This is a genomic window from Rhodococcus aetherivorans, assembly GCF_025722975.1.
In the GTDB taxonomy this organism is placed as follows: domain Bacteria; phylum Actinomycetota; class Actinomycetes; order Mycobacteriales; family Mycobacteriaceae; genus Rhodococcus; species Rhodococcus aetherivorans.
The window spans coordinates 1,163,212-1,183,382 of record NZ_CP106982.1; the positions used below are offsets into that span (position 1 = coordinate 1,163,212).

A 20,171-nucleotide genomic window follows, 5' to 3' on the forward strand; every position below is an offset into this window, starting at 1 on the left:
TCTCGCGCCCAGAGGTATTGACATCGCGAGGGCGTGAGGCCAAAAATGGCCGTACAAATGACGGGTGGGATCGCAGGTCCCGTGTCGATTCGAGGATTTTCCGTGAGCTACCTGAGCGACGAAGAGACCTTCCTGGTCAAGACGGTGCGCGAGTTCATCGACCGGGAGGTCAAGCCGTCGGTGCAGGAGGTCGAGCACGCAAACGAGTACCCCGAGAAGTGGATCGAGCAGATGAAGCAGATCGGGATCTACGGGCTGGCGGTGCCGGAGGAGTACGGCGGGATGCCGGTGTCGATGCCGTGCTACGCGCAGGTCACCGAGGAACTCGCCCGCGGCTGGATGTCGCTGGCCGGCGCGATGGGCGGGCACACCGTCGTCGCCAAGCTGCTGTCGCTGTTCGGCACCGAGGAGCAGAAGCGCACGTACCTGCCCCGCCTGGCCACCGGCGAGGTGCGGGCGACGATGGCGCTGACCGAGCCCGGCGGCGGCTCGGACCTGCAGGCGATGACCACCACCGCCCGCCGGGACGGCGACGACCTGGTCATCAACGGCGCCAAGACGTGGATCACCAACGCCCGCCGCGCCGGGCTGATCGCGCTGCTGTGCAAGACCGACCCGGCCGCCACCCCGCGGCACAAGGGCATCTCCATCGTCCTGGTCGAGCACGGGCCCGGCCTGACCGTCTCGCGGGATCTGCCCAAGCTCGGCTACAAGGGCGTCGAGAGCTGTGAGCTGAGCTTCGACGGCTACCGTGCCCCGGCGACGGCGATCCTCGGCGGCGAGCCCGGCCGGGGCTTCGCGCAGATGATGAAGGGTCTCGAGACCGGCCGCATCCAGGTCGCGTGCCGCGCCCTCGGTGTCGCAGCGGCCGCGCTCGAGGACTCCCTCGCCTACGCGCAGCAGCGCGAGACCTTCGGGCAGCCGATCTGGAAGCACCAGTCGATCGGCAACTACCTGGCGGAGATGGCCACCAAGCTCACCGCGGCGCGGCAGCTGACCCGCTACGCGGCGGAGAAGTTCGACAGCGGCGAGCGGTGCGACATGGAGGCCGGCATGGCCAAGCTGTACTGCTCGGAGATCGCGATGGAGATCGCGCTGAACGCGGTGCGCATCCACGGCGGCTACGGCTACTCCACCGAGTACGACGTCGAACGCTACTTCCGCGACGCCCCGCTGATGATCGTCGGCGAGGGCACCAACGAGATCCAGAAGGGCGTCATCGCGTCCCAACTGGTGGCCCGCGGCGGCCTGTGACCAGCCGTCACTAGGATTCATGGTCGTCATGGGCGAACGCGACACGGAACCGGCGTACGCGCAGCTGTCGCGACGGCTGCGCGAGGCCGTCGACGCCGGTGAGTACCGCGGCGGCGTCCGCCTGCCCACCGAGGCCGAACTCGCGCAGCGTTACGGGCTGAGCCGGCAGACGGTGCGGCGCGCGTTCCAGGACCTCGTCGCCGACGGCGTCGTCTACCGGGTGCCCGGCCGCGGCACGTTCGCCAACGAGGACGGGCGGCGCTACCGGCGCCAGCTCGGCTCCATCGAGGACCTGCTCGACCTCGCCGCCGACACCACGATGGAGATCGTCGCGCCGCTGCGCCGCGGCGTGCACATCGAGGCCGCGAGCCGGCTGCGCCTGGACACCGATCTGGTGCACGCGGTGGTGCTGCGCCGCGTGCACGACGGGATCCCGTTCGCGCTGACCACCGTGTACCTGCCCGATCACGTGGCCGCGCACGTGCAGGGCGCCCCGGAGCTCGCGGCCGGGGCGTCGAGCCGGAACACGGTGATGGGCCTGCTCGAGCCGTACCTCGAGCACCCCATCGTCGAGGCGGCCCAGACGATCACCGTCGCGCGGGCCACGGAAGAGGTTGCGCGCGAGCTGAACTGCGGGCCCGGACATCCGCTGCTGCGGGTGGACCGGCTGTACTCGAACGATGCGGGCGAACCGACCGAGCTGTCCGTCAGCTACTTCCTGCCCGAGCACTACACGTATCGCGTCACCCTCCGCCGCGCCGGGCACCGGCCACTGCGGCCCTGACACAGGAGAAATGGAACATGCGGACCTTCAACGGAATCGACGAGATCGAGGCGGCCGTCGGCGAGGACCTCGGCCACAGCGACTGGCTCGAGATCACCCAGGAACGGGTGAATCAGTTCGCCGATGCCACGGGCGACCATCAGTGGATCCACGTCGACCCCGAGCGGGCGAAGTCCGGCCCCTTCGGCCGGACCATCGCCCACGGCTACCTCACCCTCTCGCTGCTGCCCGTCCTCGGATCGCAGATCTTCGCCATCGAGGGCCTGAAGATGAAGATCAACTACGGCGCCAACAAGGTTCGCTTCCCGTCGCCCGTCCCGGTGGGTTCGAAGTTGCGGGCGACCGCGAAGTTCGCGTCCCTCGAGCGCACCGCCAAGGGCGCGAACCTCACCGTCACCTACACCGTCGAGGCCGAGGGCGCCGAGAAGCCGGCGCTGGTCGCGGAGACCATCGTCGTGCTCGTCGCGTAGCGGTCCACCAGCCTGCGGACGGACGCGGGTACAGGCACGTCGTCCGCGACCCACGGCGCGGCGACCGGCCGGCCCGCGACCGTCCGCAACGGGACCACGCCCGCCCAGGAGCCGTCGCTCATGTCGGGCGCGGACGGCGGTGCGTCGCGGATCTTGACCGTCCACTGCCCCGGCCGGATGGGCAGCGCCAGGGTGGCCGTGGCCGCCAGTTCCTTCCTGGTGTGTGCCCGGGTTTCGGCGCTGCGCCCCGGTATCAGGCCGTCCGACAGGACGTCCAGTGCGCCGGCGGACTCCTCTGCGGACAGGACGGTGACTTCGCCTCGGACCACGGCGGATCGGAAGTTCGCGGACGAGTGGAACAGGTCCTGCGCCACGACGACGCCGTCGAGGATCGACACGCACACGGCCACCGGCGCCCCGGACGTCGCCAGGCGCAGCGCGCCCGCGCCGGTGGAGCCGTGCAGGAGGAGCCGGTCGCCGTCGCGCGCGTAGAGCATCGGTACGACCCACGGCAGGCCGTCGGCGACGGTGGTGAACGTGCACGTGACCGCCGCGTCCAGTACCGCGTCGAGGTCGGCCCGCCGGGTCCGGGCCCGTTCGGGATAGCGCCTGATGTTGTCCATGCAGGCGAGCCTCGTCGATATGCGGACCGATGAACAGATCCACAAGACCCGCCGAATCCAGGACCAGTATTGTCGTGCCGTGCCCCGCGTCGCGCCCGTCGTCCATCTGACCTTCGAGCTGCCCGACACCGGCGCCCCCCTGCGGCAGCGTCTCGCCGAGGCCGTCGTCGACCGGATCCGGTGCGGTCACATCCGGGTCGGCGATCTCCTGCCGTCGACCCGCACGCTGGCCGCGGAGCTCGGGGTGTCCCGCGGCTGCGTGGTCGAGGCGTACGACGAGCTGTGCGCCTCGGGCTTCGCTGTGGCCCGGGCGGGCTCGGGTACGCGCGTCGCGGCCGGAGCGGACGTGGCGGCCCGGGCGCACGCCGCATCACACCCGGTCGTGGCCGCCGCGCCGCCGTCGGAGCCGGACCGGGCTCGTCGCGCGCCCGTACTGGACCTGCGGCCGGGCATACCGGACCCGGCGCTGGTCTCGGACGCGGAGTGGCGCCGGGCCTGGCGTGCGGCCGCCGCGGCACCACGCCCCCTCGGCGTCGCCGATCCGGATGCGCATCCGGAGCTGCGCCGGGCGCTGGCCGATCACCTCCGGCGGACGCGGGGCCTCGCCTGCGGCCCGGACGAGATCGTCGTGTTGCCGGGCGTCGCCGCCGCGATCCGGGTGCTCGCGATCGCCGCGACGCTGCGGGACCGCGACGTCGCGTTCGAGGACCCGGGGTACGGCCGTGCGCGACGGGCGCTCGTCGGCGAGGGCGCCCGGCCGCGGCCGATCCCGGTGGGGGAGGACGGTCTGGATCCCGACCTGGTGCGGGAGACCGACGCCGCGGTGTACTGCACACCCGCTCATCAGTATCCGATGGGGGCGCGCATGCCGGTGTCCCGTCGGGCACGGCTCGTCGCCCGTGCCGCCGAGACCGGGACTGTCGTCGTCGAGGACGACTACGACGGCGAGTTCCGATACGACGTGTCCGCACTCCCGGCGCTGCGCAGCATCGACGGCGGGCGCGAGTGCGTCGCCTACGTGGGGACCGCCTCGAAGATCCTGTCGCCGGATCTGCGGCTCGCGTGGCTGATACCGCCGGTCCCGCTGCGTTCGCGGATCGCGGCAGCCGTGACCGAGAGCGGGGAGGTGGCGTGTTCGGTCACCGCGTCCGCGCTGGCCCGGCTGATCGAGTCGGGGGCACTGTCGCGGCATCTGGCGCGTGCGTCCCGCACGTACCGCGCCCGGCGGTCCGCGTTCGTCGGTGCGCTACGCGATCTCGAGCGGTTCGGCGTGTCGGTGACCGGTATCGAAGCGGGTTTGCATGTGGTGCTGCGTTTTCCGGAGGACGTCGACGACGTGGCGGTCGCCGCCGCAGCACGACGGCTCGGGGTGGAGAGCGCGCCGCTCAGCACGTACAGCGCGGCCCCCGGCGGTCCGCGCGGACTCGTGTGCGGGTACGCGCGGTTGCCGGAATCCCGGGCGGTGGACGCGGCCGACGCGATCGGGGCGGCCCTGCGCGGTGTGTCCTTCGGGCTGTCCTAGCCGCCCAAAGGACGCACCGGCGGCGGAGCCGCCTACGTGTTGCAGCCGCGGGCGGCGACGGGCCACCGGTCGACGACCGTGTCCCCGGCGACGACGATCAGGTCGTCGGCGAGATTGACCGTGGTGCACACGTGATTGGGGATCACCCGGACCCGGGTGCCGAGCGCGGGGCGATCGGCGGCGTCCGGCCACTGCACGGTGGCGTGGTGCTCGGACAGCGCGACGATCCGTGCGTCCGGTGCGCCCAGGATGCGGCCGTAGCCCGTCGCCCAGGCGGCGCGATCGGCGCCGAGCACCTTGCTGCCGGCGTCGAGCACCACCGTGTCGTCACGCGCCGACACCACCGTCGACAGCGCCGTCAGCGCGATCGCGTCCGCACCGGCCGTGCCCAGCTCGAGCTGCTGCGCGTCGCCGAAGACGTACACGCCCGGCCGCAGCTCGGTGGCAGCCGGCACGTCGAGGTGCGCGGTGGGGGTCGAGCCGCCGCTGACCACGCTCGCGTCGTGTCCGGTGGCCGCCACCGCCGCCACCGCCCGGCTCAGTGCCGTCGCCTCGTCCGCCGCCGCGGCGGCCGGCCGATCGGGCCCGTAGGAGTGCCCCGGGAACGTGAACACGCCGCGCACCTCGAGCCCGACCGAGGCGGCCGCGACGGCGACCGACCCGGCCCGCTCCGGGGCGACCCCGGTGCGGTGGTGACCGCTGTCGACCTCGACGAGCACGTGCAGGCCCGGTCGGGCGTGCTCGGCGAGTGCCCGCGCGCCCTCGGCCGAGTCCACCCCGACGGTCAGGCGGACCTCCGCGGCGAGCGCACGCAGCCGGGCCCCGCGCGCGGCGTCCGTCCACAGGGGATACGCGATGAACAGGTCGCGGAAACCGGCATCGGCGAAGACCTCGGCCTCGGAGACCGTCGCGACGGTCAGCCCGACGGCGCCGGCGGCGATCTGGCGACGGGCGATCTCGACGCACTTGTGCGTCTTGGCATGCGGGCGCAGGGTCACGCCACGAATGCGTGCCGCGTCGGCCATCCGCGCGATGTTTCGGTCGAGGACGTCACGGTCGACGAGCAGAGCGGGGGTGGCGGGGACGGCCGGGAACGCGGGCATGGCCGCACTCTATTCGTGGCCCCGACCGGTCCGGCGCCTGCCCGGCGAGTTACCGAAAATAGAGAGCGGTCGTCCTCTTTCTCGCTATGCTCGGTGCATCGACGTGAGGGAGGTCACATGGACACGACACCGGCGCCCGCCGAGTTCGACCTGGTTGTCCGCGGAGGTCTGTGGTTCGACGGCACCGGCGCACCCGGCGTCGTCCGCGACCTCGGTGTCCGGGACGGCGTGGTGGCGGCGGCGAGCGCCGAACCGCTGCCCATCGGGCCGGACACCGAGGTGATCGAGGCGGAAGGCCGGTGGGTGATGCCCGGCTTCGTGGACCCCCACACCCACTACGACGCCGAGGTGCTCGTCTCGCCCGGCCTGCCCGAGTCGGTGCGGCACGGCGTCACCACCGTCCTCATGGGCAACTGCTCGCTCTCGACGGTGTTCGTGCCGCCGCTCGACGCCGCGGACCTGTTCAGCCGGGTCGAGGCGCTGCCCCGCGAACACGTGCTCGCCGCGCTCGAGCAGGGCAGGACCTGGTCGTCGCCCCGGGAATACGTCGCCGCGCTCGACGCCCTGCCGCTCGGCCCGAACGTCGCCGCGTTCATCGGGCATTCCGACGTCCGGGCCGCCGTCCTGGGGCTCGGCCGCTCCACCGATCCCGCCAGCGCTCCGAGCCGTGCCGAACTCGCCGCGATCGAGGCCGGTATCGAGGACGCCCTCGACGCCGGATTCCTCGGCGTGTCCACCATGACGAATCCCTGGGACAAACTCGACGGCGATCGCTACCGCTCCCGCACGCTGCCCTCGACCCACGCCTCGTGGTCCGAGTTCCGCCGGATACACCGCATCCTGCGCCGCCGCGGCCGCGTCCTGCAGGCCGTGCCGAACCTCAACACCAAGTACGACGTGGCGTTCTTCGCCCTCGCCACCACCGGCCTGGGCCGCAAGCCGATGAGGGCCGCCGTGCTCGCCGCCGCCGACACCAAGGCCGAACGCTGGGTGCACCGCATCTTCGCTCCGATCGCCTTCGCCGCCAACCGGATCGGCCGCGGCGCCTTCCGCTGGCAGCACCTGCCCACCACGTTCGAGGTGTACTCCGACGGGATCGACCTCGTGGTGTTCGAGGAGTTCGGCTCGGGGCGGGCCGCCCTGCACCTGAAGGAGGAGGTCGCCCGCAACGAGCTGCTGCGCGACGAGGCGTACCGCCGCTGGTTCCGGCAGGACTTCGACAAGAAGTTCTCGCCGCGCGTGTGGCACCGCGACTTCGACGACACCACCATCGTGGAGTGCCCCGACGCGTCGCTCGTCGGTCGTTCCATCGGCGCCGTGGCGCGCGAACGCGGTGTGCACCCGGTGGACACCTTCCTGGACCTCGTCGTCGAACACGGACGGAAGTTCCGCTGGCACACGGTGATCGCGAACGATCGGCCCGAGGTGGCCAACCGGCTCCTGCGGCAGCCCGGTGTGACCGTCGGCTTCTCCGACGCCGGCGCGCACCTGCGCAACATGGCGTTCTACAACTACGGCATCTGCATGCTGCGCCGCATCCACGAGTACGCCGGGCGCGGAAAGCCCGTCATGCCGCTGGAATCGGCGATCCACAAGCTCACCGGTGAACTCGGCGACTTCTACGGCATCGACGCCGGGCACCTGCGCATCGGCGACCGCGCCGACCTCGTGGTGGTCGACCCGGCCGGTCTGAACGAGGACACCGACACCTACCACGAGGCGCCCATGCCCGAGTTCGGCGGACTGAGCCGCATGGTCAACCGCAACGACGCCGCCGTCACCGCGACCGCGGTGGCCGGGCGCGTGGTGTTCCGTGCGGGCGAGTTCGTGCCCGGCTACGGCGCCACCGTCGGCACCGGGCGCTTCCTGCGCGCGGGCGTCGACGCGCGTGGACCCGTGCCGGCGCGGAGCGGCACCCGATGACGGAAGCGCCGGAGCGAGAACGACACCCGGTCGCGGGGCGGCGCACCCAGCAGCAGCGCCGCACGGCCACGATCGAGCGGATCCTCGACGCGACCGTCGAGGCCCTCGGTGAACTCGGCTACACCGCCACCACCATCGGGGAGGTGTGCCGCCGATCCGGGGTGTCCTCCGGTGGGGTGTTCCGGCACTTCCCGGCCCGGCTCGATCTGATGGTCGCCGCCGCCGACGCCGTCCGCGAGCGGCAGTTCGCGAACTTCCGGCTCGGGCTCGAACAACTCGGTGGGCCCGGCGACAGCCCCGAGTCGGTCCGCGAGTGCCTGCGGCTGCTGCGGGCCGCGTGCCGCGCCCCGATCAACGCCGCCTGGTACGAACTGCTCGGCGCGGCGCGCACCGATCCCGCGCTGCGCGCCCGTCTCGCTCCGATGGCGCAGCGGTACCACGCCCAGATCGCCGAGTTCGGCCGCACCCTGCCGATCGCCTCCCGGTTCGAACCGGCGGAATTCGACACGCTGCTGTTCACGATCGTGCACCTGCTGGACGGGGAGGCCGTCGCCGCGGTGGTCCACCCGCAGCCCGAGCAGGAGGAGCCGCGTCTCGCTCTGGTGGCCCAGCTGGTGACCGGAAGGTGAGAGCGAAGTAGGTTCGGGTAATGAGCATCGACAACGAATCGGCGCCGAAGTGGTTCGTCGAGGCACTTGCCGCGCCGGTGGAGACCGGCAACGTCGAGGTCGACGGCGTCTCGATCGCCTACCGCGCGTGGGGTGAGGAGGGCTGTCCCGGCATCGTGCTGGTGCACGGCGGGATGGCGCACTCGCGCTGGTGGGATCACGTCGCACCCCAGCTCGCCGAGGGCCGGCGCGTCGTCGCGCTGGACATGAGCGGGCACGGGGACAGCGGCCACCGCGACGGCTACTCCCTCGAACTGTGGGCCGCGGAGGTGCTCGCGGTGGCGCAGGCCGGCGGGATCGCCGGGCCCCCGGTGCTGGTCGGCCACAGCATGGGCGGGATCGTCTCCTTCGCGGCCTCCCATCTGTACGGCGACCGGCTGGACGGGGTGGTGATCCTCGACTCCCCGATCCGGGACCTGACGCCCGAGGAGATCGAGATGCGGGCGCAGGCCGCGCGGGAGCGCAGTGGCACGAAGGTGTATCCGACGGCGGAGGAGGCGATGGCGCGGTTCCGGCTGGTCCCGCCCCAGGAGACCGCCGAGCCGTACGTGCTCGAGCACATCGCGCGGCAGTCCATGCGGCAGGTGCCCGGGGGGTGGAGCTGGAAGTTCGACGCCCTGCGGATGACCAAGGACCGGCGCACCAGCCTCGAGAGCTTCGAGGCGAAGTGCCGCATCGCCTACTTCCGCTCGGAGAACGGCATCGTCGGTCCCGACCTGCTGGCCCGGATGCGGCCCCAGTTCGGTCCGGACGCGCTGGTGACGGATCTGCCGGTCGCGGGACATCACCCGGTCATCGACCAGCCGCTGGCGGTGGTCACCGCCGTGCGCACGGTGCTGGCGGCCTGGTCGCCGGCGTGAATCCGATCCGGCCGGTGGCGGTGAAACTGGGGAGCCAGCCGTGGCTGCCGCGGTTCGGCAAGCAGATCGTCACCGTCGACCACACCATCCAGCGGGTCACGTTCGGCCGCGTCACCCTGCTCACCCTGGCCGGCCTGCCGGAGCTCGTCCTCACGGTCCGCGGCCGCAAGAGCGGGGTCGAGCGGAGCACGCCGCTGCTGGGCGTTCCGCACGACGACGCCTGGCTCGTCGCCGGCTCGAACTGGGGGATGCCGGAGCTGCCCGGCTGGGCCCGCAATCTCGACGCCGCCGACGAGGCCCGGGTCACCTACCGCGGCCGCGAGACCGTGGTGGTACCGCGACGCTCGGAGGGCAGCGAGCGGGCGATCCACTGGGAGGTGCTGGTGGAGGTGTGGCCCAACTACGAGGTGTACGCCCGGCGCACCGAGCGGGAGATCCCGATCTACGTGCTCGCGCCGTACGAGGATTGACAGGGCTCGCCGAATCGGTCAGGGTCGGTATCGGCCCTCCGACGAGCTCTGCGCGCGGTATCTGCCCGCGTTGCTAGTCTCGAACCGTGCGGGAGGCTTCGGAGTTCCACGTGCGGGCGCCCGGACCGGCCGACGCCGATGCGATCGCTCGGGTGCTGATCGTCACCTGGCGCGCCACGTACGGGCACCTTCTCCCGAGCTCCTTCTTCGACGACGACGCGCTCGAACAGCGGACGGCCATGTGGCGCTCCATGCTGAACGGACCGCGGCGGCCGCCGCGACTACGCGTTGCAGAGGCTCACGGGGAGATTGTCGGGTTCGCTTCTGCAGGCATACCGATAGACGACGAGGACCCCGTCCGAGATCTTCAGCTCTACACCCTCTATCTCCTGCCCGAACACCACGGGAGTGGTGCGGGGCAGGCACTTCTGGACGCGGTTCCGGCCGGGGACCGTGCGCAACTCTGGGTCGCCGAGGACAATCCCCGCGCGCACAGCTTCTATCGCCGCAACGGCTTCCTGCCCGACGGAGCGGAGAAGAACTACCCGGGCACGGCTCTCGTCGAAGTCAGACTCGTCCGATAACCGGCCCCCTGTGACAACCACCGCGAGCGACGGGTATCCCTGTCTGCAGCGCCGGGGCCGGGCGGAACCGCAGTCGGGGCCCGGCGGGGGCTGCTTCCCCGGACCGGTCGCCGCGCCCCCTCGGAACACCCGGGAGCAAGGTCAGCGCGTCTCCGGTTCGTCGGCGTAGTAGTCGCTCTCCAAGACCACTGGCGCGACCGTTGCCGGCGTCGTGTCGCCCGCGCGCCGTCGTGCGGAGAACATCGCTCCGCGGGCCGGCACGTGTGGGGCAACCCGCGCGAGACCGGTCGGCTCGGCCATGTCGTCGTAGATCGCCTCGACGCCGCCGCGCATGAAGTAGGTCTCGTGCCAGAACCCGGTGCCGCCGGAGTCGCGCAGGAACGTGCGCCACCAGAGCCGATGCGGGTCGGAGCGGGTCCAGCGTTCCAGACTGTCCAGGTCGCGCCAGTATTGCCGCATCCCGGCGTGGGGCGGAAGCAGGGACCAGATGAAGTCCTCGTGCAGCAGCAGCCCGTCGGGCTTGTCCTTCCACGATCGGTTGATCTGCGGTCCGAGCCCCAGCATCCGCAGCAAGCCGCGAGGACGATTCACGCGCATTCCGAGGTAGACGACGACCAGGTCCGGGTAGCCGGACAGGTCGATGGTCGAACGGTCGACACGCATGACACGGTCCTTCGTCGGCAGGTGGCCGTCGGCCTTCGTTTCGAGCAGACCCTTGAGGTTCTCCAGGTTCACGGCAAATTCCCGTCGGAGGCCGGCGGCAACCAGCGGGTCACCGAGCTTGAAGAGGCCCCTCTGCTCCATCCGCATGCGGCACGTCACCCGGGTCCCGTCGGCCGTCGTGTCGGTCAGATACGCCGCCTCGAAACTGCTCGGTCCCGAAGCCCCGGTGAAGGTGATCTTCGTGTTCGGCTCGTAGTGGACGTACTCGTTGGTCAGCTCGAGCTTGCGTCCCATGAATCTACGGACAGCGACATGCCTGGTACCTACTCCCGGCGGTCCGTCGGTGATCCGGCGTACTTCCAGCAATCCGTCTTGCCATCGGGGAGCGTTGGTCTGGTCCGCGACAAAGGTGAACACTTCGCCGATCGGGCGCGCGATGACAATGCTGTCCTCGACTTCGATCATGGCGGCCTCCTATCCGGCCTCGCACCGCCGCGCCCCCACCGGGTGTGAGTGATGGTGACCGGTCTCCGGTCCCTGAATCTACGTTTTCGGACACGGCATTCATGTCTTCGGACACGGTTTCGGTGCGTAGACCGCTCCCCTTGCTCGAGCACATATTCGATCTTCGAATGACGGCCGGTCGCTGCGGCAGCCGGCGCAACCGGCCGGGGTCGTCCTTCTCGAAAGTTGATCAGCTCACGCCATCTCGGGGACGTGCAGGTGCGCGATGGCGAGCTCGAACTCGCAGGTATCGAGCACCTCGGCGCCCGCCGCGCGAGCCACTTCGGCCCGGATGCTGTCGACGCGTTCTCTGCTGCGCTCCATCGCCTCGGCGCTGTCGAACGTCAGCGACGACACCCCGCGACCCGCGGCGCGGTCGAGCATCAGGCTGGCGCTGCAGAAGCCCTCGAGTTCCTCCATCTGGGGCAGTGCGGCCATCTTCCACATGTCCACGCCGCGGTCCATGTGGGCGGGTTCGGTCTTGACCCATGTGACGCGGCACCAGGCCCCGCGCTCGGAATGGTGGTCGCGATGCATGACAGCGATCTCCCACCGCGAGACCTCCGTGGTGCCGTGGAAGATCTCGGCGGCGGCGTCACGCAGCGTCCGCACCGGGCCCTCGCTGGCGCGTAGCGATTCCTCGTCCCGCCACGAACTGGTCGCGATGCACCGGCCCGAGCCGCGATCGATCAGCAGGGACATTCCGAGGCAGCCCTCGATGTCCGCCAGCGCGGGCATCACTGTGTCGCGTACGTGCTTGATCCCGGCGTCGATGTACGACGGATGCGCGTGAATTGTGGTGGAGCGTGCGAACATGATCGGCACCCTTCTCCTCAGGGCGGCGCCGACGCGGCGTCGCCGGTCATTCCCCCGTGCTTCACCCTGCTCCCTCAATCCGCCGGAGGCAATGGGCGGTGGCCGATTCTCTCGGCGGCCAGGAGCGGTCGCAGTCGTCGCGGGCTCGCGGGGTCTCGTGTTTTCCGAGGTGCATGCCCTCGGTGTCCACAGCAGAATGCTGCGCCGGTGTTGTGTCACCACGCCGTCGGGTGCGTCTGCGCGTTGTCCGACGGGTACGGGAGGCGCCCGTTCCATGGGTCGATGCAACGATCGGAAGGCGTTGCAAACCCGAGACGTCTCCAAGGTGCCGGAGAGCGGGTCTCCAGCAGGAGCAGAGCGGTCGTCACTACCGCTGTGGTGGGACACCCGTCCGGGTCCGGGTCCGGACGGGTCGCCGGGGGACGGGCGGTCAGCCGGCGGGCAGGTCGCGCACGTACCGGCCGGGAGCGGCGTCGAGCGCGGGATGCTGCGCACTGCCGGGTGCGTCCGGCGCGGCGGTTTCCTCCCCGCCGCGGGCGAGCACCCAGTCGGACCAGGCCTGCCACCAGCTGCCCTGCTGCCGCTCGGCGTTCTCGAGCCAGGCATCCGGGTCCGGGCCGGGTGTGCCCCCGGTCCAGTAGTGTGCCTTCGGATTGCCCGGCGGGTTGACCAGGCTGGCGATGTGCCCGGAGAAGCTGAGCGCGAATTCTGTTTCTCCACCGAGCAATTGGGTGGTTCGGTAGCAGTTGCGCCATGCGGTCAGATGGTCGGCGATGGCGCCCGAGACGAACGTGGGCACGGTGATCGACTTCAGGTCGACGGGCGTGCCCAGCACGGCGAGCCGGCCGGGCTCGACGAGCACGTTGTCACGGAAGATGTCGAGGAACTGACCGTGCAGGGCGCCGGGCAGGTTGGTGCCGTCGTCGTTCCAGGCGAGGATGTCGAAGGCCGGTGGGGTGCGACCCATGAGGTAGTTGTTGACGACGTAGTTGAACACCAGGTCGTTCGGGCGCATCCAGGTGAACGCGGACCCCATGTCGCGGGCGCTGATGATGCCCTTGCGGCGGGACCGGCCCTTGGCGAACCGGATCAGGCCGGGCCGGGCGAACGCGCCGAGCAGTGCCGGATCGCCGAAGTCCAGCATCGTCACCGCATAGGCCATGCTGTGCACTCGGGTGTCGCCCTGCGCGGCAAGGTGATTGAGCACCGTGGTGGCGATGATCCCGCCGGCGCAGAAACCGATCAGGTTCACGTCGTCGCTGCCGGTGATCTCCCGCACCTCGTCGATCGCCCGGATCACCCGGCCCGCGTACGTGTCGAAGTCCCAGTCGCCCTGCTCGGCGGTGGGATTGCGCCACGACAGCAGGAAGGTCTGCAGGCCCCGGCCCACGCTGTACTCGACGAAGCTGCGTCCCGGCCGCAGGTCCAGGAAGTAGTACCGGCCGATCGGCGGGGGCACCACGAGCACCGGCCGGCGGCGGACCGTCTCCGTGGTCGGGGTGTACTGCAGCACCTCGGCGACCTCGTCGCGGGAGATCACCGCACCCGGGGTCACCGCAAGGTCCTTCCCGACGGTGAAGGCGCCGCGCTGGACCATCGACGGCATGCCCCGGTTCTCGATCAGATCGGAGACGAAGTGCTTGGTGCCGCGTGCGAGGCTGAGTCCGGCGGTGTCGAACGCCTCCTTCAGCGCCGCGGGGTTGGTCCACAGGTAGTTCGTCGGGGCCAGGGCCGCGGTGAGGATGTCGGCGGCGAACCTGGCCTCGGCCGTGCGTCGCGGGCCGATCGCGCGACCGACCTCGTCGACGACTCCGTCGACGGCCTCGGTTGCCGCCAGGTAGGTCTGCCCGAGCCGGCGGTAGGCGGGGTTCGCACTCCACGCCGAGTCGGCGAACCGGCGGTCTCCCTTCGCCGGAGCCACCGTCGACCGGCCGACGGCGATCTTCGCCAGTTCCCTGCCGAACGACACGCCGTGCCGGGCCACCGCCCGGCCGTGACCGAACACGTCGGCCAGGGCGCCGACGGCCGGCCCGAGCCTCGGGGGCGCGACGTCCTCGCCACCCCCGATCGACTCCTCGACGCTCTCACCGATCACGGTTCGTGCCTGGGCCATCATGCGCCTCCCTTCGACTCCTGGATTGTCTCACCGAATTGATGCTGTGACGTCCAACAGTATCGAATTACATTAGGCGGTAAGACATTCAGGCGGTATGTATCCTTGTCGGCATGACGCGGCCGCTCGGGGGCCGGCGCCGGCGAACCGGGACGAGCGTCCAGTTCCACGCCCGCGAGCCGGAGGTGACGGTCGAGACCGCCGCGGACGAGTTCGCTCGGGTGGCGGACACCGCGCCCCCTGCGGCCCTGAGGCCGCAGCCCAGGCTCGTCGGCTCGACCAGGTCCCGGAGATGGTCGTCGATGCCGTGCATCTGCTCGAGGATGTTCCGTCGAGGAGATCGAGGTGGTGCTCGATTACGACCTGAGGCTACCGCCGTCCCGTCGCTGTCCTGACAGCCGAGTCCGGCAGCCGCGTTTCGGCCCAGCCGTGGTTTCCGGCGAGGGTCCGCTCCGTGAGACGCCCGGCTCGGGTCTCGAGCAGATTCATCGGAAACGCGGGCGAAGCCATACCGCCAGGGGCACACTCGAGACAGGACTTCGTCTTCCCCGGTCCGGACCGGGGAAGAGGGTTGAGGGCAGGCCGTCGTCCGTGAGGAGCAGCACCCTGTTCGGGTAAGACCACACCGTCAACGACGCCACGTGCTTCTGGGCCCGCGGGAGGAGCCGCGACGCGCGTCGCCCTCCTCGTGTCGGCGCGATCGCTCGGGCTCCGCCATCTCACGGCCCGGACCCCCCAGTTGCGGCGCAGAAGACTCCGTGCCCAGGGATCGGCGCAATGCTGTCCGGCCTTGCGTCGGAGATTCGGCGGCCGTATCGAGAGATGCGACGTCGAGAAATGACCACGGCATGCCCGGCCTGACCTGACCGCAGAAGGGGAACCGGTTCGTGTACCGACCGACGTTGCGTCGCCGCCGCCCGCGGTGCCGTGCCCGACCGGCGCCTTCTCCACGGCCCGGTCCGTTGACCGCGAACGATCTCGTCCTGCGAGGCACCACTGCCGCCGATCTCGACGCCACAGCGCAACTGCACATCGAGCAGCTGCCTGTCGGGTTCTTCCCCGCTCTGGGGCCGCGTTTCATGCGTCGCTGGCACAGGACATTCCTCGACTCACCGCATGCAGTGGCGTTCGTCGCGGTGCGTCGGTGCGACTCCGGCGAGGACGTGTGCGCCTTCCTGTTCGGATCGACCGACGAATCGGCACACATGCGGGCGGTGCTGGCCGAGCGCCGCTGCATGCTGGCCCTGGCGTCGACCGCAGCCTTGTCGCTGCTGCATCACCCACCACTGGCGGTGCGGTTCCTGCGCACACGGGCGGGGCCGTGGACCCGACGCCTTCTTCGCACGATCACCTCACGGCCTGCCGCGCACTCGGCCCAGATCGATCCCGTGCCGGTAGCTCTGCTGGCCGCGGTCGCCGTCCGGCCGCCGCTGCAGGGTAGCGGGGTCGGTGCGTGCCTGGTCGAGCTGTTTCTCACCCATGCGCACGAGCGGGGCGCTGCAACAGCCGAGCTGCTCACCAGCGCCGGCCCGGACGGCGCCGGTGCGTTCTACGAACACCTGGGATGGAGCCCGGTGCGCGAACACCTCACCCGCGACGGCGTCGCCGTACGCAGCTATCGCCACCCCGTCGTGCCTCCGGCCCGCCCCGGCAGTTTCTGCGACCGGTGCGGGACAGATCCCTGATGAATCTGACCCGGCGTCAGCTGTTGACGTTGCTGACCGCGGGCTCGGCCGCCGCAGTGGCATCGTGCGCCGTCGAGTCGACCCCGTCCGAACCTGCGCACCCGGCAACCACGCCGACACCGCAGCAACCTCACCCTGGTCCCGGAGCCGGCCCACTTCGTTCTCCGTTGTCCGCCGACGCGAGTCGCTGGCGGCCGGCCCCAGGCGAAGTGTCCCCGGAGATCAAGCGCACCGCGGCGGCGTTTCTGGAAACCGCCGGCAACTGGAGCGACGACGGGACGGCCGTCGACAACCTCGTCCGGGCCGGCGCGTCACCGGCGGCGGCAGCGACCGCGTCCGTCCTCCAACCGGCCACCGCCCGCGCCGGGGAACTGACCGTGGTCTATCCGCAGTACGGCGGGCTGGCCCGCGACACCGCGGCGGTGATCGCCTTGGTCGGTCAGAACCTGCGCACCGTCTCGGGGCCCTGGATCCGAGAACTCGTCGTGGACGTGCGGCTGGCTCGAGAACCCGGCGGCAACTGGACCGTCGAGCGACTCGTCCCACCGACCTCGCTGGGTTCGCCGCTGCCGTTGACCGACACGGCCGCAGCGGTGCTCGCCGACCCGAAGATCGTCCTGCCGGACCCCGCCCGGAGCGACGTCCGCACCGGCAGGATCGACACCCAGCTGCTGGCGATACTTCACGCACTGTCCCGGGAGTTCACCCTGACGATCCAGGTGATGCATACCGGCCACATCCAGACGGTGTTTCCGACCGCGCGGGTGTCCAACCACGCCGTCGGACGAGCCGTGGACATCCGCGAGATCGACGGTCGGCCGGTGGTCGCCCCGGCCGGTGACGATCGACCGCTTCGCCTGATGCGGCGAGCCGCCGAGTTGGGGGCCACCGAGGTCGGTGGACCTGTCGACCTCAACGGAGTACGCAAGGGCTTCTTCTCCGACCGCGTCCACCACGATCACATCCACCTCGGTATCACCCCCGGCGACCCGCCGGCGCACCTGCGGTAGGTGCTCGTCCCTGCAGGAGCTGCACCAGGTCACCGCATCGGGCACCCACAACAGCGGCTTCTGCTTTGCCCACAGATGGTGGTAGGTCGGACCGTCGTTCCATCGCCGAAGCACGCCAGGCGCGGACCCGGGTCGAAGCAGCCGCTCGCGCGCAGGAGCAGGCTGCGCGGGCGGCGGTGGTGCATCTGCGCCGCCCTGGGCTGTCGGTGCGGGATATCGCAGTGATCCTCGGTGTCAGTCCGCAACGGGATTTGCAGCTCGACCGTGAGGCAGTCCGAAAAGCGAGTTCCTCGTTTCATGTCGGTGCGGGGGTGTCATGGGCCGTATGGTCCTGGGCGCTCGTCGTATCGGACGGTGCGGCTGTCGCCAGCGGCAGGGAGCTGGTCGACCGGGAGGCCGAAACGATGCCGCGTCGGGGCCGGTGCGATTATCGTCGGCACTCGATGGACACCGGCTGGGACGAACACGCGGTGCGGGCGCTGCGTGCCGCTCTGCACACGAGTACCGACACGGTCCTCGAGCTGATGCGGGGACGACCCGCCGATGCGGTCTTGCAGTTGATCGGAGACGCGCTCGTCGCGGCCGTCGACGATCGGCTGCCCGGAGCGCGGGAGGTGGCCACCCGGTGCGCCGCGGCGCTGCACGTGCGTGGCTGGACCGGAGACGCGGAGCTCGCCGACCAGCTCGAGGCCGCACTGGCCCGGGCCACTCCGATGCTCCGGCCACTGGCGGTCGATCTCGACGAGCTGTCCTCGCTGCTCGAAGGCGATGTCGTCTACGGCGGCGGCCGTCTCGACCTCGAGACCGGGCAGACGTGGCCGGCCATGGTCATCGACGAGATGTCCGACGACGACGCGGACGGCGACCCCGACCGCTGGTTGTTCGTCGAGTGCGTCGGATCGCGCCCCGGTTACCGCGACATGGAGGTGTTCCTCGACTCGGTGGCCGATCCCGCCCTGGCCGAGCAGCTGCGCATCGCGCTCGGTGGGCGAGGCGCTTTCCGCCGCTTCAAGGACGCGCTCTCGCAGTCGCCCAACGAGTTTCACCGGTATCGGCTGTTCTCGGACGAACGCAGAGCTGGTCGCGCCCGCGCATGGCTCACAGACCAGGGGTATCGGGTACGTCCCCGCCGTATCGGATAGGTCCCGGGCTCGCGGAGCACGAGACGGGCCCGGAGTCGAGTCCTTGACAGCGTGCTCGTCGGCGATCGGCGTTGTTTTGTCGCGAGCTGCCGGACGAGGCTCCCGGCCCGGCGCGCCGTCTCGCCGAGCAGTCGGGTGCACCGGCGCGGGCCGCCACCACCGCCGGGGAGGTCGGGGGCCGCTGGGGCAGTGCGCTGCCGTGCCGACGAGCCCGGTGCACCACCTCCGGATCCCGGACGAGGTGGCCACGACACTGTGGAGCTCATGCTGCTCGATACCGACTGCGAACGGGCCGTCTTCCGCGCGTACGTCCGCGGCATCACGACGCGCCACCCGACGATCGTCGAACGACGCGCCCCCTGGCGCGCCGACGTCGGACCGGGATGGACCCGGCCTGCCCGTCGCGCGGCTTCGGTATACGGCGACACCGGATAAAGTGTTTGACTGCAGAGCATTACAGCACTTTTCCTATCGTCCTTCTGGGGCCGGTTGAGCGTAACCCGGAAAACGCCCACCACCGTTCGTCCGGGCCGGCGGCCGAGCTCAACCACACCGGCACGCCCCCGCGCCGTCGGCGGCGTGCACGGGTAAGCGCTGTTCATCCGGAAGAGAACCGATTTGCGTTCCATCTCAACGGGTTTGGTGTATCGCCCGGATGCGGTCGGTCAGTACACCTCACGGACGTTCACCGAGGCACGGACCGAATCGGGCATCGCCGGCTCGATCGGTGGCGTCGGGGACGCCCTCGACAACGCGATGAGGGAACCGACCGTAGGGCTCTACAAGATCGAATTGATCCGCCGGGACCGATTGTGGTCCGTGCGGACGCAAGCGGAGAAGTGGAGACGGAAACCGCGGAGCGGGTGCGCTGGTCAACGCGGACCGGCTGCATTCGTCGATCGGATACCGCTCGCCGATCGACTACGAGACACGCTCTCGCGAACCCCGTCCCACCGCCGCCTCAGGCCTCGAGGTGGCCTGAACGAGGTCTCCACTCGATCCAGGACGGTTCATCGTGCCGTCGGCAGCTACTTCTCACGGGCCTGAGTGCGACGGGCTACCTCAGGCGCCGGCGCTCGGCCCGCGGAGGTATCTGCCGAGGTAACTCTCGTCGAGGGCGAGTGCTTTGGTGATCGTCGCGGCACCCACGATCACCATCGACAGCGCGAACAGCCAGCTGATCGAGGTGAACACCACCCCCAGGGGACCGAACTTCGTCTCTGCTGTGGCTGTAAGCTTCGGCAGCACGATCCGACCTGCGGCACGGACCACCGTGAGGCCTGACGCGGTGAGCATCCCGGTGGCCCACAGCACGCGACCGGACAACGCGCCCCTGGTGAGCAGATACGGGCACACGGTCCACACGACCGCCCACACCGCCAGTTCGCCGAGGATCGCCAGCGACCTGCCGACGAAGTGCGGACCGGACACCTGCCGTATCACGCCGATCAGCGCAGCCGACGCAGCGACCAAGAGGAGGACCACCAGCCACCGCCAGGCATCGCGGGCGCTGATCGGCGGCACGTTCCAGATCTTTGCGTAGATCCGTGCCAGGGTCCGGGTGAATGATGTGCCGCTGATGGCGACCAGCAGCAATCCGAGGACACCGAATGCCGCGAAGGTCGGGTCGGTGGCGTCGTATTCGCTGGTCCAGGCCGACAGGTCGGTCGAGTCGATACCGAGTTGTTCCTCGATTGCGTGGGTGGCCAGATCCCAGTCACTGAAGATCGAGGCGGCTATGATCAGCGGCAGTACCGAGGTGAAGATCTTGGCTGCGAGGCTCATCGATCGGTCGGCGAGCTCGATGTCGATGAGTCCGTCGATGACACGCCGGACCGTCCGTCCCGGTGGTGTTCCCTGCAACCAGCCGTTCGCGGATTCGGTACGCGCGGCGAGGGCTTCTCGGCCCAAGGCGACTGACAGTTTGGTTGGACGCACAGAGTCGACTCAACTCCACGATCAGGCGTTTGTCACCGC

At 70.4% G+C, this 20,171-nt stretch carries 19 protein-coding genes and 1 pseudogene; 14 read left to right on the plus strand and 6 right to left on the minus strand.

Annotation, left to right across the window (positions count from 1 at the left end):
- Nucleotides 1–102 precede the first annotated feature (102 nt).
- From OCS65_RS05485 to OCS65_RS05495, 3 genes are read left to right on the plus strand one after another with little or no spacing between them, the layout of a single operon-like run.
- Entirely contained in the window at nucleotides 103–1,254 is a 1,152-nt protein-coding gene (locus OCS65_RS05485; RefSeq protein WP_102799480.1) for an acyl-CoA dehydrogenase family protein, read from the plus strand.
- A gap of 19 nt (nucleotides 1,255–1,273) precedes the next feature.
- A complete protein-coding gene (locus tag OCS65_RS05490; protein WP_029546198.1) occupies nucleotides 1,274–2,038 on the plus strand; it encodes a GntR family transcriptional regulator in 765 nt (254 codons plus the stop codon).
- A 17-nt stretch (nucleotides 2,039–2,055) separates the two neighbouring features.
- Entirely contained in the window at nucleotides 2,056–2,508 is a 453-nt protein-coding gene (locus OCS65_RS05495; RefSeq protein ID WP_263509103.1) for a MaoC family dehydratase, read from the plus strand.
- Here the strand turns inward: OCS65_RS05495 and OCS65_RS05500 are convergent.
- A complete protein-coding gene (locus OCS65_RS05500) occupies nucleotides 2,436–3,131 on the minus strand; it encodes a pyridoxamine 5'-phosphate oxidase family protein (protein WP_029546196.1) in 696 nt (231 codons plus the stop codon). The two genes, OCS65_RS05495 and OCS65_RS05500, sit on opposite strands and share 73 nt — an antisense overlap.
- A gap of 19 nt (nucleotides 3,132–3,150) precedes the next feature.
- Here OCS65_RS05500 and pdxR point away from each other — a divergent pair, with 19 nt between their 5' ends.
- Complete coding sequence (gene pdxR, locus OCS65_RS05505; RefSeq protein ID WP_232334148.1) at nucleotides 3,151–4,653, plus strand: MocR-like pyridoxine biosynthesis transcription factor PdxR; 1,503 nt, start codon at nucleotides 3,151–3,153, stop codon at nucleotides 4,651–4,653.
- 32 nt (nucleotides 4,654–4,685) lie between these two features.
- Here pdxR and OCS65_RS05510 read toward each other — a convergent pair whose 3' ends face one another.
- A complete protein-coding gene (locus OCS65_RS05510; protein ID WP_263509106.1) occupies nucleotides 4,686–5,756 on the minus strand; it encodes an alanine racemase in 1,071 nt (356 codons plus the stop codon).
- Nucleotides 5,757–5,873: 117 nt separating this feature from the next.
- On the opposite strand from OCS65_RS05510, the gene OCS65_RS05515 reads away from it, so the two are divergent.
- The 5 genes from OCS65_RS05515 (at nucleotide 5,874) to OCS65_RS05535 (ending at nucleotide 10,261) form a co-directional block, all read left to right on the plus strand.
- The gene (locus OCS65_RS05515; protein WP_006941448.1) at nucleotides 5,874–7,679 is read left to right on the plus strand and encodes an N-acyl-D-amino-acid deacylase family protein; all 1,806 of its coding nucleotides are present in this window, start codon (nucleotides 5,874–5,876) and stop codon (nucleotides 7,677–7,679) included.
- Nucleotides 7,676–8,308, plus strand: coding sequence for a TetR/AcrR family transcriptional regulator (locus OCS65_RS05520; RefSeq protein ID WP_006941449.1), 633 nt, complete (start codon nucleotides 7,676–7,678; stop codon nucleotides 8,306–8,308). The genes OCS65_RS05515 and OCS65_RS05520 overlap by 4 nt, the downstream gene beginning before the upstream one ends.
- Before the next feature lie 20 nt (nucleotides 8,309–8,328).
- Entirely contained in the window at nucleotides 8,329–9,207 is an 879-nt protein-coding gene (locus OCS65_RS05525) for an alpha/beta fold hydrolase (RefSeq protein WP_006941450.1), read from the plus strand.
- 14 nt (nucleotides 9,208–9,221) lie between these two features.
- Nucleotides 9,222–9,677 carry a nitroreductase/quinone reductase family protein gene (locus OCS65_RS05530; protein WP_231772428.1) on the plus strand — a complete coding sequence of 152 codons (456 nt, stop codon included), beginning with the start codon at nucleotides 9,222–9,224 and terminating at the stop codon, nucleotides 9,675–9,677.
- Nucleotides 9,678–9,763: 86 nt separating this feature from the next.
- On the plus strand, nucleotides 9,764–10,261 hold the full coding sequence (locus OCS65_RS05535; protein WP_263509109.1) for a GNAT family N-acetyltransferase: 498 nt from the start codon (nucleotides 9,764–9,766) through the stop codon (nucleotides 10,259–10,261).
- A gap of 141 nt (nucleotides 10,262–10,402) precedes the next feature.
- On the opposite strand, the gene OCS65_RS29845 is transcribed toward OCS65_RS05535, so the two are convergent.
- The 3 genes from OCS65_RS29845 to OCS65_RS05555 form a co-directional block, all read right to left on the minus strand.
- Complete coding sequence (locus OCS65_RS29845; protein WP_006941462.1) at nucleotides 10,403–11,389, minus strand: monooxygenase family protein; 987 nt, start codon at nucleotides 11,387–11,389, stop codon at nucleotides 10,403–10,405.
- Between the two features lie 234 nt (nucleotides 11,390–11,623).
- The gene (locus OCS65_RS05550; protein ID WP_006941464.1) at nucleotides 11,624–12,253 is read right to left on the minus strand and encodes an antibiotic biosynthesis monooxygenase; all 630 of its coding nucleotides are present in this window, start codon (nucleotides 12,251–12,253) and stop codon (nucleotides 11,624–11,626) included.
- Between the two features lie 421 nt (nucleotides 12,254–12,674).
- Nucleotides 12,675–14,357, minus strand: a complete 1,683-nt coding sequence (locus tag OCS65_RS05555; protein ID WP_006941466.1) for a PHA/PHB synthase family protein — start codon at nucleotides 14,355–14,357, stop codon at nucleotides 12,675–12,677.
- A gap of 962 nt (nucleotides 14,358–15,319) precedes the next feature.
- Between OCS65_RS05555 and OCS65_RS05560 the strand changes: the two genes are divergently transcribed.
- The 5 genes and pseudogenes from OCS65_RS05560 to OCS65_RS05580 form a co-directional block, all read left to right on the plus strand.
- Nucleotides 15,320–16,042: a GNAT family N-acetyltransferase gene (locus tag OCS65_RS05560; protein WP_263509111.1), complete on the plus strand. Its 723-nt coding sequence runs from the start codon at nucleotides 15,320–15,322 to the stop codon at nucleotides 16,040–16,042.
- Between the two features lie 209 nt (nucleotides 16,043–16,251).
- Nucleotides 16,252–17,052 carry an extensin family protein gene (locus OCS65_RS05565; protein ID WP_232334149.1) on the plus strand — a complete coding sequence of 267 codons (801 nt, stop codon included), beginning with the start codon at nucleotides 16,252–16,254 and terminating at the stop codon, nucleotides 17,050–17,052.
- Between the two features lie 443 nt (nucleotides 17,053–17,495).
- On the plus strand, nucleotides 17,496–18,194 hold the full coding sequence (locus OCS65_RS05570; protein WP_263509114.1) for a UPF0158 family protein: 699 nt from the start codon (nucleotides 17,496–17,498) through the stop codon (nucleotides 18,192–18,194).
- 264 nt (nucleotides 18,195–18,458) lie between these two features.
- Complete coding sequence (locus tag OCS65_RS05575; protein WP_174824758.1) at nucleotides 18,459–18,629, plus strand: hypothetical protein; 171 nt, start codon at nucleotides 18,459–18,461, stop codon at nucleotides 18,627–18,629.
- 156 nt (nucleotides 18,630–18,785) lie between these two features.
- A pseudogene (locus tag OCS65_RS05580) lies at nucleotides 18,786–19,176 on the plus strand (IS3 family transposase); the annotation flags it as partial.
- A gap of 80 nt (nucleotides 19,177–19,256) precedes the next feature.
- On the opposite strand, the gene OCS65_RS05585 reads toward OCS65_RS05580, so the two are convergent.
- Entirely contained in the window at nucleotides 19,257–20,132 is an 876-nt protein-coding gene (locus OCS65_RS05585; protein ID WP_006941478.1) for a hypothetical protein, read from the minus strand.
- Between the last annotated feature and the right edge of the window lie 39 nt (nucleotides 20,133–20,171).

What these genes read in the sequence shown, in the direction of transcription:
- pdxR (WP_232334148.1), top strand. Translation starts at nt 3,151, where the DNA reads ATGCGGACCGATGAACAGATCCACAAGACCCGCCGAATCCAGGACCAG.
- OCS65_RS05555 (WP_006941466.1), bottom strand. Translation starts at nt 14,357, where the DNA reads ATGGCCCAGGCACGAACCGTGATCGGTGAGAGCGTCGAGGAGTCGATC.
- OCS65_RS29845 (WP_006941462.1), bottom strand. Translation starts at nt 11,389, where the DNA reads ATGATCGAAGTCGAGGACAGCATTGTCATCGCGCGCCCGATCGGCGAA.
- OCS65_RS05570 (WP_263509114.1), top strand. Translation starts at nt 17,496, where the DNA reads ATGGACACCGGCTGGGACGAACACGCGGTGCGGGCGCTGCGTGCCGCT.
- OCS65_RS05495 (WP_263509103.1), top strand. Translation starts at nt 2,056, where the DNA reads ATGCGGACCTTCAACGGAATCGACGAGATCGAGGCGGCCGTCGGCGAG.
- OCS65_RS05515 (WP_006941448.1), top strand. Translation starts at nt 5,874, where the DNA reads ATGGACACGACACCGGCGCCCGCCGAGTTCGACCTGGTTGTCCGCGGA.
- OCS65_RS05520 (WP_006941449.1), top strand. Translation starts at nt 7,676, where the DNA reads ATGACGGAAGCGCCGGAGCGAGAACGACACCCGGTCGCGGGGCGGCGC.
- OCS65_RS05510 (WP_263509106.1), bottom strand. Translation starts at nt 5,756, where the DNA reads ATGCCCGCGTTCCCGGCCGTCCCCGCCACCCCCGCTCTGCTCGTCGAC.
- OCS65_RS05490 (WP_029546198.1), top strand. Translation starts at nt 1,274, where the DNA reads ATGGTCGTCATGGGCGAACGCGACACGGAACCGGCGTACGCGCAGCTG.
- OCS65_RS05525 (WP_006941450.1), top strand. Translation starts at nt 8,329, where the DNA reads ATGAGCATCGACAACGAATCGGCGCCGAAGTGGTTCGTCGAGGCACTT.
- OCS65_RS05500 (WP_029546196.1), bottom strand. Translation starts at nt 3,131, where the DNA reads ATGGACAACATCAGGCGCTATCCCGAACGGGCCCGGACCCGGCGGGCC.
- OCS65_RS05575 (WP_174824758.1), top strand. Translation starts at nt 18,459, where the DNA reads ATGCTGCTCGATACCGACTGCGAACGGGCCGTCTTCCGCGCGTACGTC.